The 12,876-nt window shown below is 62.9% G+C and carries 10 protein-coding genes and 1 tRNA gene; 2 read left to right on the top strand and 9 right to left on the bottom strand.

What is annotated here, in order from left to right:
• Positions 1 to 106: 106 nt before the first annotated feature.
• The 3 genes from JS541_RS08710 to dnaK all read right to left on the bottom strand — a co-directional run bounded on the left by JS541_RS08710 (position 107) and on the right by dnaK (position 3,963).
• Complete coding sequence (locus JS541_RS08710; RefSeq protein WP_214374098.1) at positions 107 to 1,135, bottom strand: DnaJ C-terminal domain-containing protein; 1,029 nt, start codon at positions 1,133 to 1,135, stop codon at positions 107 to 109.
• A 219-nt stretch (positions 1,136 to 1,354) separates the two neighbouring features.
• The gene (gene grpE / locus JS541_RS08705; protein ID WP_214374073.1) at positions 1,355 to 2,065 is read right to left on the bottom strand and encodes a nucleotide exchange factor GrpE; all 711 of its coding nucleotides are present in this window, start codon (positions 2,063 to 2,065) and stop codon (positions 1,355 to 1,357) included.
• A 2-nt stretch (positions 2,066 to 2,067) separates the two neighbouring features.
• Positions 2,068 to 3,963, bottom strand: a complete 1,896-nt coding sequence (gene dnaK / locus JS541_RS08700; protein ID WP_214374072.1) for a molecular chaperone DnaK — start codon at positions 3,961 to 3,963, stop codon at positions 2,068 to 2,070.
• 235 nt (positions 3,964 to 4,198) lie between these two features.
• Here dnaK and JS541_RS08695 point away from each other — a divergent pair, with 235 nt between their 5' ends.
• Positions 4,199 to 5,893 carry a gamma-glutamyltransferase family protein gene (locus tag JS541_RS08695; protein WP_214374071.1) on the top strand — a complete coding sequence of 565 codons (1,695 nt, stop codon included), beginning with the start codon at positions 4,199 to 4,201 and terminating at the stop codon, positions 5,891 to 5,893.
• 32 nt (positions 5,894 to 5,925) lie between these two features.
• Here JS541_RS08695 and JS541_RS08690 read toward each other — a convergent pair whose 3' ends face one another.
• Positions 5,926 to 6,162, bottom strand: a complete 237-nt coding sequence (locus JS541_RS08690) for a hypothetical protein (protein ID WP_214374070.1) — start codon at positions 6,160 to 6,162, stop codon at positions 5,926 to 5,928.
• Between the two features lie 253 nt (positions 6,163 to 6,415).
• Here JS541_RS08690 and JS541_RS08685 point away from each other — a divergent pair.
• Positions 6,416 to 6,498, top strand: a tRNA-Leu gene (locus JS541_RS08685).
• Between the two features lie 619 nt (positions 6,499 to 7,117).
• Here the strand turns inward: JS541_RS08685 and JS541_RS08680 are convergent.
• The 5 genes from JS541_RS08680 to JS541_RS08660 all read right to left on the bottom strand — a co-directional run bounded on the left by JS541_RS08680 (position 7,118) and on the right by JS541_RS08660 (position 12,754).
• Positions 7,118 to 7,282: a hypothetical protein gene (locus JS541_RS08680; protein WP_214374069.1), complete on the bottom strand. Its 165-nt coding sequence runs from the start codon at positions 7,280 to 7,282 to the stop codon at positions 7,118 to 7,120.
• Positions 7,283 to 8,253: 971 nt separating this feature from the next.
• Positions 8,254 to 9,222: a family 43 glycosylhydrolase gene (locus JS541_RS08675; protein WP_214374068.1), complete on the bottom strand. Its 969-nt coding sequence runs from the start codon at positions 9,220 to 9,222 to the stop codon at positions 8,254 to 8,256.
• Positions 9,223 to 9,254: 32 nt separating this feature from the next.
• Complete coding sequence (locus tag JS541_RS08670; protein WP_214374067.1) at positions 9,255 to 10,391, bottom strand: beta-galactosidase; 1,137 nt, start codon at positions 10,389 to 10,391, stop codon at positions 9,255 to 9,257.
• Positions 10,392 to 10,880: 489 nt separating this feature from the next.
• Complete coding sequence (locus tag JS541_RS08665) at positions 10,881 to 11,747, bottom strand: carbohydrate ABC transporter permease (protein ID WP_214374066.1); 867 nt, start codon at positions 11,745 to 11,747, stop codon at positions 10,881 to 10,883.
• A 65-nt stretch (positions 11,748 to 11,812) separates the two neighbouring features.
• Positions 11,813 to 12,754, bottom strand: coding sequence for a sugar ABC transporter permease (locus JS541_RS08660; protein WP_236036958.1), 942 nt, complete (start codon positions 12,752 to 12,754; stop codon positions 11,813 to 11,815).
• Between the last annotated feature and the right edge of the window lie 122 nt (positions 12,755 to 12,876).

The raw sequence follows: 12,876 nt of genomic DNA, 5'->3' as shown, positions 1-12,876 counted from the left end.
GTCATGTCGACCGAGGCGCAGCCGAGCGGAGAAATCTTCATCGAGTCACTCCCCCTGAAAAGATTTCTCCGCTCGCCTCGCTCAGCCACAATAACAGGAAATCACATCACCGCTGCTCGGCCAGCTCCGCCGCGAAATCGTCCGACGCCTTGTCGAACTCCTTCGCCGCGTGCTTCAGGCCCAGCCCCGGCTTGGCAGGCACGTGAATCTGCACGCGCCCGATCAGGTCGCCGAACGCATTGCCGTTCTTCACGCCCTTACCGGCAACATGCACTTCCGTACCACTCGACGAACCAGCCGGCACCTTGAACGTCACCGGCTCGCCGTCGATGTCCTTCATCTCAACCTTCGCGCCGGCCACGGCCTCGCCCACGGTCACCGGCAGATCCACGACCAGATCATGCCCGTTCATCGTGAACTTCGGGTCATCCGCCACGCTCACGTTCAGATACAGGTCGCCGGCCTTGCCGCCGTTGCGGCCCGGCTTGCCCTTACCGGCCAGACGGATCTTCTGACCGTCCTTCACGCCGGCCGGAATATGCGTCTTGAACTTCTTGCCGTCCACGCTCAGCGAAACCGTCGCGCCCTTGACCGCCTGACGGAACGTCAGCTTGATCTTCGACGTGCGGTCCTCGCCGTTCTCCGGCTCGGGAGCGGACTCGTACTGCGAGTACTGGCCGTACGGGCCGCCTTGCTGGCCGAAACCGCCACGGCCTGCGCCGGCACCCGCCGCGCCGCCGAACATCGAGAAGATGTCGTTGAGATTGGTCGGGCCGCCGCCGCTCGTGGAGAAGCGGATGTTGCCGCCGTTGCCACCGCCGAACATCGAACCGAAGACGTCGGAGAAGCCGGACGCGTCGAATCCTCCGCTGCCGGAGCCGCCGGCGAAGCGCGCGCCTCCCATGCCGAACTGGCGGATCGCGTCGTACTTCTGGCGGGTTTCCTTGTTATTAAGTACGTCGTATGCCTCGGAGATGTCCTTGAACTTCTCCTCGGCCTCCTTGGTCTTGTTCAGATCAGGATGGTATTTGCGGGCCAGCTTGCGGTATGCCTTGGTGATGTCGGCGTCGCTGGCGTCCTTGGAGACACCAAGGACTTTGTAGAAGTCTTTGCTCAGCCATTCATTTTCAGCCATCATGTCTCCTTTCATTACGTGTGTGATGATGTGCGGTGACCGCGTGGGGCAGTGGTATGTGTTGCCCGGCACGCTCCGGGCCGCTCGGCCAAGTCTTACGGCCGGGCAACACATACCACTGCCCCACGCTCGTTGGTTGCCACACCTTACGTTGGTAGAAGTTCGCACGAAAGCATATGCCGACTTCTACAACGTGATTTTTAGGGATAGGGATGGGATTTAGTTTTGGGGGGAGGCGACGACCACTCGGGCGGCGCGGATGACGCGGTCGCCGATGCGGTAGCCGGCTTCCACCACGGTGTCGACGGTTTCCTTCTCGGCCGACGCGTCCGGCTTGTGCAGGATCGCCTCGTGCTTGGTCGGGTCGAAGTCCTCGCCTTTTTCGCCGAACTTCTCGACGCCGAACTTCTCGAACGCCTTGTCGATCTTCGTGGCCACAGCCTTGAAGGAATCGTCCATCTCGCTGTGCTCGCGAATGCGGTCGATGTCGTCGAGGGCGGGCAGCAGCGCGGTCAGCACGTCGATGATGCCGTGCTGGCGGAAGCGTTCCTGCTCCTTCTGGGCGCGGTTGCGGTAGTTGACGAACTCCGCGCGCTCGCGCTGCAGGGCCTCGAGATAATCGGCGGCCTCCTTCTTGGCCTTGCCAAGCGGGGTGAGGGTGTCGTCGGCGGACTGGTCGGACTTGGCGTCGGAGTCAGCGGCGGCATCAGCGGTAGCGGAAGCATCCTTGGAATCCTCAGGCTTCTCAGTCGATTCTTCCTTCGTGGAGGGCTTGTCCTCCGACGCTTCCTTAGTCGCGGAATCCGAGGCCGGCTGCTCGGCCTTCGCCGAGTCAGCCGAGGCAGAGGCGGCCGATGCAGCCGCGCCAGCAGCCACGTCGTCCACGTCCGGCAGGTCGTTCAGGTAATCGTCCTTGTTGAACTCGGACATGATTACTTGTTGTCCTTCTTGTCGTCGTCATCGTCCACGACTTCGGCGTCCACCACGTCGTCGTCGCCACCATTCGCGGCACCCGACGCACCGGCACCGGCGGCAGCACCCGCGCCAGCAGCGCCGGCGGCACCGGCCGCGGCCTGCTGCGAGTACAGCGCCTCGCCGATCTTCTGCGCGGAGGTCATCAGCTCGCTCTGCGCGGTCTTGACCTTCTCGATGTCGTCGCCCTTGAGGGCTTCCTTCAGCGCGTTGACCTTCTCGGTGACTTCCTTGGCGATCTCGTCGGAGATCTTGTCCTTGTTGTCGTTCACGAGCTTCTCGGTCTGGTAGGCGAACGCCTCGGCCTGGTTGCGGGTCTCGGCCTCCTCCTTGCGCTGCTTGTCCTCGGCCTCGTGGGCCTCGGCCTCCTTGACCATGCGGTCGATCTCGTCCTTCGGCAGGCCAGAGCCACCGGTGATGGTCATCGACTGCTCCTTGCCGGTGCCCTTGTCCTTGGCGGACACGTGCACGATGCCGTTGGCGTCGATGTCGAAGGTGACCTCGATCTGCGGGACGCCACGCGGAGCCGGCGCGATGCCGGTCAGCTCGAAGGTGCCCAGCGGCTTGTTGTCGCGGGCGAACTCACGCTCGCCCTGGTAGACCTGGATCAGCACGGACGGCTGGTTGTCCTCGGCGGTCGAGAAGACCTCGGAACGCTTGGTCGGGATGGCGGTGTTGCGCTCGATGAGCTTGGTCATGATGCCGCCCTTGGTCTCGATGCCCAGCGACAGCGGGGTCACGTCGATCAGCAGGACGTCCTTGCGGTCGCCCTTGATGACGCCGGACTGCACGGCGGCGCCGACGGCCACGACCTCATCCGGGTTCACGGACTGGTTCGCTTCCTTGCCGCCGGTCAGCTCCTTGACGAGTTCCTTGACGGCCGGCATACGGGTCGAACCGCCGACGAGCACGACGTGGTCGATGTCGCTCACGCCGATGCCCGCGTCGCGCAGCACGTTGTTGAACGGCGTGCGGCAACGGCCGAGCAGATCGGAGGTCATTTCCTCGAAGTGCGCACGGGTCAGCGTCTCGTCGAGGTGGACCGGGGTGCCGTCAGGGGTCATGGCCAGGTACTGCATGTTGATGGAGGTCGAGGTAGACGAAGACAGTTCCTTCTTCGCCTGCTCGGCGGCTTCCTTCAGACGCTGCAGCGCGATCTTGTCCTTGCTCAGATCAACGCCATACTTGTTCTTGACCTCGCCGACCAGCCAGTCGATGATCTTCTGATCCCAGTCGTCGCCGCCGAGGTGGTTGTCGCCGTTCGTGGCCTGCACCTGAATGGTGGAGAAGCCGTCCTCGTCCTTGCCGATCTCCAGCAGCGAGACATCGAAGGTGCCGCCGCCCAGATCGAAGACGAGGATGTGCTCGTCGTCCTTGCCCTTTTCGAGGCCGTACGCCAGCGCGGCGGCGGTCGGCTCGTTGATAATGCGCAGCACGTTCAGGCCGGCGATCGTGCCGGCGTCCTTGGTGGCCTGACGCTGGGCGTCGTTGAAGTATGCCGGGCAGGTGATGACGGCGTCCGTGACCGGCTCGCCGAGGTACGCTTCGGCGTCCCTCTTCAGCTTCATCAGGATCTGCGCGGAGATCTCCTGCGGGGTCCACTTCTTGCCGTCGATCTCGACGGTCCAGTCAGTGCCCATGTGACGCTTGACGGAAGAAATAGTGCGGTCGACGTTGGTGACGGCCTGACGCTTGGCGACCTCGCCGACGAGGATCTCGCCGGACTTGGAGAACGCGACGACGGACGGCGTGGTACGCATGCCTTCCGCGTTCACGATGACGGTCGGCTCGCCGCCTTCCAGCGTAGCGATGCAGGAGTTCGTAGTACCAAGATCAATACCTACTGCACGTCCCATAATGTGCTCCTTTGGTTGATGATTCGTTGACGTTTCTTCGCTCAAGTTTCGGGAAGCCGCGCGGCCGCGATCTCATGATCGCCGCCGTACCGCCCTCGTCTCGAGGATGTCGGCCTTTTTTGTTTTCCAAAACTTGAGCCTACACCACTCAACTTTGTGTCGCAACTTTTTATTCCCGATTCTCGTAAGAATTTTCCGGGACTCACCCGCCGGCCGGCGGCGCGATAATGGACGCATGGCATCCGCAACCTTCGATCCGCTCGCCCAGCGCTATCCATCCCAGCGCTACCCGATCTACGCCAACCGCGCGATGGTCAACTGTTCCGAGCCGCAGGCGTCGGCCGCCGGGCTGCAGGTCATGCTCAAGGGCGGCAACGCGTTCGACGCGGCGGTCGCCGCCGCGGCCGCACTCACCGTGGTCGAACCGACGTCGAACGGCATCGGATCGGACGCGTTCTGCATCGCCTGGAGCGCCCGCGATCAGCGGCTCGTCGGACTCAACTCCAGCGGCCCGGCGCCGCGCGGAATCTCCATCGACCGCGTCATCGCGGACGGCAACATCACTGCGAACGGTCGCATGCCGTACCTCGGCTGGACGCCGGTCACCGTGCCGGGCGCGCCCGCCGCATGGGCCGCGCTCAACGAACGCTACGGCAATCTCTCCCTGGCCGACGATCTTGCGCCGGCCATCGACTACGCGCGCAACGGCTACGCGGCCAATCCAAACCTCGCCTACTGGTGGCGGCGCGGCGCCGACAGCTACCGTCGTGCGAACGGTGGCAGCGATGACAACGATGGCCGGTTCGCGGAATGGTTCCGCACATTCACGTACGGCGACGATCATCATGCGCCGCAGGCCGGCGACATCGTCACGCTGCCAAATCATGCGGACTCGCTGACCGAGATCGGCGCGACCAACGCACGCTCGTTCTACGAAGGCGATCTCGCCCGCACGATCGACCGGGCCAGTCGCGCGGACGGCGGTTATCTCAGATACGACGATCTGGCCGCATACGCGCCGCGCTGGGTCGATCCGATGCGGCTCGACTACCGCGACGGCTGGCAGGTATGCGAGATCCCGCCGAACGGACAGGGCATCGTCGCACTCATGGCGTTGAACATCCTGCGCAACTTCGACGTCGCGCACGACGACCGCGTACTCACGTACCACCGGCAGATCGAGGCGATCAAACTCGCGTTCGCGGACGCGTTCGACACGGTCAGCGATCCGGACGACACCGGATTCGACTACGCGCGGTACCTTGCGCCCGAGTACGGCGAGGCGAAGGCGCGGCTGATCGGCGAGACAGCCGAGGTACGCACGACGCGCACGCCGTCGAGTTCGGGCACGGTGTACCTGTGCTGCGCGGACGGCGAGGGCAACATGGTGTCGTATATCCAGTCGAATTACATGGGGTTCGGCTCGGGCATCGTCGTGCCGGGGACGGGGATCGCGCTGCAGAACCGCGGGGCCGATTTTTCGCTCGATCCGACGCGCGCGAACGCGCTCAAGCCGGGCAAGCGCACGTATCACACGATCATTCCGGGATTTCTGATGCGGGGCGGCCGGCCGATCGGGCCGTTCGGCGTGATGGGCGCGTATATGCAGCCGCAGGGGCATGTGCAGGTGGCGATGAACGCGATCGATTTCGGGATGGACCCGCAGCAGGCGCTCGACGCGCCGCGCTGGCGATGGGATCACGGCAATGCGATGCGCGTGGAGACGCGGTTCGACGCGGCGGTTGCGAGGGAGTTGGCCCGGCGCGGGCACGAGGTGACGGTCGGTTTGGAAACGGCCGATTTCGGCCGCGGACAGATGATCATGCGGCTGGACGGCTGTGGCTGCGATGATTGCGCGCGGGCTCGCGGCGGAGTTTCGCTGGTCGGCGGGACCGAATCGCGCACTGACAGCAACATCGCGTGCTGGTAGTTGCGCGGAGGCCGATCGTCGCCGGCGACCGTTCAGCCGATCCGGCGCTCGAGCAGTTCCTGCTGACGGCCTTCGAGGATCATGCGCTGGCAGGTAGGGCAGATTTGGCCGTATTGGTCGGTACGGATCAGGGTATCGAAACGGTGACAGATGCGGCATTCGCGCAGCGAGCACAGGCCGATGACGGATGCAGCGATCGCGACCAGCGCTGCCGTCGCAAACCACGAGCAGAACAATAGGATGACCGCGCCCACGAACATGGCGCACATGAGTATCATGCACCGCGACCGAGATTGCAGCCGATTCATTTTCGTCTCTCCACCCCACAACTTGGACGATACGATCCCACCATACAAACAGCCATCCCCACGCGACGCGCCAAAAACGGCGAAAACACTCGCTTTTGGACACATCGCTTCACCGTGCTTTCCGCCGCGTTCCTCACCGCGCCGCATCCGGCATCCATCGCGACACGCCGAAGTGGCGCAAAATGCAAGTCGGGTGTAAGTTAGTCGATTGTCTGCGAGTGTGGCGGAATGGTAGACGCGCTGTCTTCAGGTGGCAGTGAGTGTATGCTCGTGGGGGTTCAACTCCCCCCACTCGCACGCAGGAGCGAAAGCCCCGAATCGTTGGAATACCAATGGTTCGGGGCTTTCCTGTATCCGACGACAAGACGGAAATTTGACGGAATCCAGCAATCCCACACAGAACCCCACATATCAAACCTCCTTCTAGGAGAAAACGGACACCGATCCGACCCCGAACGTCCGGATTTCACCAGAAAACGGCCATCCTAGGAGCAAACGCCCTCAATACGCCGCCGCAGCGTCCGGATCCTTCCAGAAGAGCCCGCGTACCAGAGGAATGCGGACGCCCCAACATATCATGCCCGAGACACATGTCCCGAACCTCGGATCCGAGACGATGAGCAGAGCAGCACAGCGCGAGTCACCTACCAGCGGATTTAACTTTCCCTAACTTTCCAATCCGGCATCTTCCCTTTGACCGCATCACTCACAAAAATCCTATGATCGTTGAAATTCCAACGATCTCATCATGAACAGCCTTATCGGATTTAACTTTCCTCAACTTTCCTTCCGATACAAAAATACAACAGGAAGGTTCAGCGATCATGAAAAAAGACCCGTGCGGGCCAAGCTCTCGGGGCACTGCACGGGCCGTCATCGACCCCGCCAGTTCATACCGCCGGGGCTGAGTGTGTCGCTACTCGCGGCTTTCCTTGTGATGCTGCCACATCACGTAGGCCGTCAAGCCCATGCAGATGCAGTCGGCCGTGACCGTATCGATCTTGGCCGAAACGACGATGAACATCACCGTCATGTACCCGAGCATCGAGCCGCCGCGCGGCTCCTCATCCAAACTGCGCATGATCGCGCCTTTCATTAGGGCCGCGCCGCGTAGGACGCGGCAACGTCGCCCGACTATTGTCGGACGGCCGAATCGATTCCTGCTAGAGAACGTCATCGACGCCGATCATGATATCGACTATGATGGATGGTGCCGGTGGAAACACTGCTAGCCGCTCCCGCTCTTCAGGCGCGCACGAAGGACTTTTAGGGAACGGGTCGAAACCGGCGGGGTGGCTCCAAACCCATCCCCATTAGAGCCGCAAGGGGTGCCGGATTCATATCTGGCACCCCTTAACTCTTCATAGCACAAGCTCCGACATACCAGCCCTTCTCAGATCCGCCGTAACAAAAAAAGTGACGAACGAACCCGAACCAGCCGAAAACGCGTGATTCAACACCGGACAGGAGCCAAGCGAACACAGGCCAAACCAGTCATCATGACCCAAGCCCGCAACGTCGGCAGAGTTCAACTCCCCCCACTCGCACGCCATTGCCGCAACAAATGGTGACGGGACTCGGCTCACCCCTCCCCTTCCCGGGCATACGGCCGGCATAGAGACCGGAAACGACCGTAAGCCCGGGACACACCCATCGGACACGCAAACCTCCCGGGCATACGGCCGGCATGGAGGTCGGAAACGGCCGTATGCCCGGGAACATGGCCACCACCACGCGCAACTTCCCGGGCATACGGCCGGTTCGGAACACGGAAACGACCGTAAGCCCGGATTCGGGCCCGATCTCGACGGACGCTACCGGGCATACGGCCGGTTCGAGGCGTGGAAACGACCGTATGCCCGGGAGTGTAAACGGCGAGGCATAGCCAACACCAGACAGCAGAAACCAGATCATCACGACCGGTCGGCGGGTCGAAGTCGGCGCAGCCCATAAGCCCCGAAACGAGAGCCCCGAGACGAGACCGACACCGGCGCGCACGGCAAAGACAATATCGCCCGCGAAGTCATCTCCGCGGGCGAGGAACGGGACGCGTCAGAACGTCAACGGCCGGACGTACGAACCGGTCTGGGGATGGATCGGCTCCAAAGATCCGTCGTCGCGATGCACGAGCGGGGCGAAGACGACCTCGCGATGGAATCCGTTGCCGCCCTCCCAGCGGCCGTCCGGATTGTAGGCGAAGCGGTGGTAGGCCACGATCCATTCGTCGGTGCCGGGGATGTTCACGATGTTGTGGTGCCCGGTGCCGTACAGCTTATGCGCGGGGTCGAAATCGATCAACGGCCGCGGCCCGCTCCACGGGCCATGCAGCGACGGAGCCGTCGCGTAGCGCACCTGGTAGTCCTCGTCGTTCGCGTCGTTCTCCGACCAGCTCGCATAGTAGATGCCGCCCCGCTCATGGATCCAGATGGCCTCGCGGAAGTCGCCCGGCACCCACGAGAACGCCTGCGATTCGTCGAACGAGAGGCAGTCCTCGTTCAGCGGCGCGGCCCACGCACGACGGTTGCCGAACAGCAGGTACCGCGTGCTGTCCTTGTCCACGAACACGCCGGGATCGATCGTATGGCACTGGTGCGTGCCGCGCCGCACGATTGGCTCCGGTTCGGGCACGAACGGCCCGTACGGGGATTCGCCCACGGCCGCGCCGATCGACGATCCGGCCACGAAATAGAACACGTACCGGCCGTCCGCACGCCGCACGATGCTCGGCGCCCACGCGCCGTCGGAGCCGTCCCACCACGGCACGTCACGCAGGTCGAGCGCCGGGTAACGCTCCCACGAGGCGAGATCGTCGGACACGTACACGCTGAAGCACGTCGTTCCCCAGTCGTCCACGCCGTCGTCGGTGCAGTACAGGAAGTAGCGGCCGTCGAAGATGGCGAGGTTGGGATCGGCGCAGTAGCGGTGCAGCGGATTGGTGGCGAGCACGGCGTTGTTGACGCGGTGCGGCAGCTGATCGTACGGTACGGCCCGCGCGACCGGCGGCTCGAGAACGGTGGTCATGATGATGGTCCTTTCGTGAAGTCGGCGATCGACTAGCGATCGACCGGCGGCCGGCACGAATCCGGCAGGGTCTTGTCGGCGTTACATGCGCGCAGCACGGCGATCTCGTCGGGGTCGTACGGCGTGAAGTCGGCGTGGAAGATGTCGTGCATCCACAGCGTCTGGTCGACGCTCGGATACGGTTTGATGAAGTCCCACACGACGTTGAGCTGCGATTTGCCGTTGACGAATCCGAAGAAGTAGCTGCCGATCCCCTCGCGCTTCCACAGCGGCAGATGCGTTTCGATGCAGCTCGCGAACGGGCGGTGCATCCATTCGGTGTTGATCATCGGCCGTCCGAACTGTTTGAGCCACGCGATCAGCCGCTTGGAGTGCAGGTAGTCGCCGTAGTAGTGGAACGTGACGATGTCGGACAGTTCGATGCTTTCGCGGTCGATGTCGCCGAAGAAGTGCGGGTTGTTGAGCCACTCGTAGTACGACGCGTCGTCGGGCATCTGCGCACCCCAGACTTCGGCGGTGAGCGGCTGGCTCACGTTCTCCTCGCGCAGCCACGCGAACGCCTTGCGCATGAGCGGCAGCGACATGCGGTCGCGGCTGGAGTTGCCGACCTCGTTCCACACGTTCCAGATGAGGATACGCGGATCATCGCCGTAGTGGCGGGCGAGGTCGCGCACGTACTGTTCGGCGACCGGCTGCATGTCGGGTTCGTCGAAGATGCTGTAGCCGACGTGCTTGCCGGTCTGGGTGGCCGTGTCGAACGAGTTCTCGTCGGTGCCGCCGAAGAAGCCGGGCTTGGGTTCGGGCTGCGGCCCGAAGACCGGTTCGCGGTACTGGCTTTTCGGCGGTCGGCAGTCGTTGAAGATGACCGGCATGAGGGTCATGCCGTAGGAGTCGAGCAGGGCGAGGAACTCGTCGAGGTGCGCGAAGAACGCGTCGCGCTGGTGATGCCAGACCTCGAACGGCAGGAAGACGCGCACCGAGTTGAGTCCGACGGATGCGGCGAGGGCGATCTCCTTGGCCGACTCGCGGCGGATCTGTTCGTGACCGTATTCCTGCAGCAGCGCGAACATGCCGCCGAGCGAGGTGCTCGGTGAGAAGTTGCAGCCGGAGATCCAATCGTGGTTGCGGTACCACGACCAGATCTCGGCTTGGGTCCAGCGACGGTTCATTGAAACGCGACCTTTCTTGAACGGTTGTGTTCGGCGGATGTTCTTGGTTTGGCATCTGCTCTACGTGAAACTCGGATACGGATGGCAGCGTGAGAAACGGTCGGCCCGCCGACGCTCCCCCAGTCAGCTTCGCTGACAGCCATCCGCAATTATGGACAGCCTTACGGCTGACTTCTTGCTGGCTCGCCTGTCGGCTCGCGCATCGCCTACAAACAGCTCCGCTGTTTGCTTAACGGCAATGTCCTCAGCCGAGGGGGCCGAGGCTCCGTCAACGTCAGGAGGCTAAGGGGATGGGTTTCCGACGCGTCGCCTGCGGCGCCGCAATGAGGAACTCGCGCCATGCGCGAGATTTGTTTGCTGCTTAACGGCTCGCCTCCGGCCCTGCAATTAAGGACCTCGCTACGCTCGGACTCAATCCGACCTTCACTCGCCTATCGGCTCGCTCAGGCTGACGCTACGGGAAGCCCACCGGGCTTCCCACTTAACGCGTCAGCCCTTAACCGCGCCAGCAGCCAGGCCGGCGACGATCCACTTTTGGCAGAAGATGAAGAAGATGACGACCGGGATGAGGGAGATGACGATGATGGTCATGAACGTGGTCCAGTCGGTGCTGAACTCGCCGACCGCGTTGTAGACCTGCAGCACGATCGTCTTCTTGTCGCCGGAGGACAGGAACACGTTCGGGTTCATGAAGTCGTTCCACGTGCTCAGCGTCTGGAACACGACCACGGTGGTCAGGATCGGGCGGATCAGCGGCAGGATGATCGTCCAGTAGATGCGGAACGGGCCGGCGCCGTCGATGCGCGCCGCCTCAACCAGCTCGAACGGCAGCTTGCGCATGTAGCCGACGATGAGGAAGTAGCAGAACACCGAACCGCCTAGGTACAGCACGACCAGACCGGTGAGCGTGTTGACGAGTCCGGTCTGCGCCTCCATGCGGTAGAGCGGGATCAACGTGGCCTGACCGGGGATGACGAACGCGATCATCAGGATCGCGCCGATCGCGGCGGTGAACTTGGAGTTGCGGATGATCATGCCGTACGCGGCGAGGGAACCGATGAACACCTGGAACGCGACGCCGAGAATCGTCACGTACAGCGTGTTGCCGAACGCCTGCACCAACGGCAGGTTCTCGAACGCGGTGACGTAGTTGCCGAACTGCCATGCGCCTTCCGGCAGCGCAAGCGGGTGCACCATCATGTCTTTCGACGTCTTGAACGTGTTGATGACCACGTACCACAGCGGCACGGCGCAGATCAGTGCGAGCGCGAGGATGACGACCGTGCGCACCCAGTAGCCGACGCGTTCGCGGCCGGACTTGCCCAGTCCCTTGGATTTGGCGACAGTATTGTTCATAACGACCTTCTTGCTTGATGTCTGATTACTGATTTCGATTGCCTGGTTCGATGCGGCGGCGATGCCTACTCGAACCGCTTGGCGATGAGCTGGGAGACGCCGAGCTGGGCGAACGTGACGACGAGCATGGCGATGGCGAACAGCACGGACAGCGCGGAGGCGATGCCATACTCGTTCATGCCGATGCCGCGGGTGATGATGGCCTGCGAGACGGTGTTCGTGGCGTAGCCCGGGCCGCCCTTGGTGAGGGTGAACGGCAGATCGTAGACCTTCAGGCCGCCGGACATGAGCAGGAACGTGGAGGTGACGATGCCGGGCACGAGCTGCGGCAGGGTGATGTGCACGAACTGCTGCATCGGACTGGCACCGTCGACCTGCGCCTGTTCGTACAGGTCGGACGGGATGGACTGCAGGAAGGCCAGGTACAGTGTGGCATGCCAGCCTATCTGGGCCCAGACGGCCACGAAGATCACGCAGAACTGGGCGAGGCGGGAGTTCGACAGCCACGGGATCGGGCCGAGGCCCACGGCGGCGAGGATCGAGTTGATGAGGCCGGACTTGAGCGGCGAGAAGATGAACTTCCAGATCATGCCGAGCACGGCGGCGGACGGCACGGACAGGAAGAAGAACAGCGAGCGCGCGAAATTGCGGCCGAGGAAGCGCCTGTTGAGCTGGACGGCCAGCGGGATGGCGATGACGGTGACCAGCAGGGTGGTCAGGATCGCGTAGGCGAGGGTGAAGCCGAGGCCCTGCAGGATGGAGGAGTCGGAGAAGACCTTGGCGTAGTTCTTGCCGCCGACCCAGTTCGGGTTCAGGTTCAGGCCGTCGAAGTCGGTGAACGAGAAGTACAGGGTCTGCATCAGCGGCACCAGCAGCAGCACCACGAAGCAGGCGATGATCGGCAGGAGGAACCAGAACGCGGAGAGATCCTCCATGAAGTTGCGGTGACGACGGCGCTTGTCGAGATCCTTGTCGCTCAGCACGACGCCGGTTGCTTGATTGCTCATTGTTACTCGATTCCCTGGAAGGTATTGGCGATGGACATCGGCAGTCGGCCGGGTGGGTTGATCGAACCGATCATTTCCGTCTCCTCACTGCGATCAGCGACGATCGCCTCGATGACTGTCTT

It is taken from the genome of Bifidobacterium sp. SO1, assembly GCF_018555335.1.
Classification (GTDB): domain Bacteria; phylum Actinomycetota; class Actinomycetes; order Actinomycetales; family Bifidobacteriaceae; genus Bifidobacterium; species Bifidobacterium simiiventris.
This window is presented reverse-complemented; position numbering and strand designations above follow the sequence as displayed.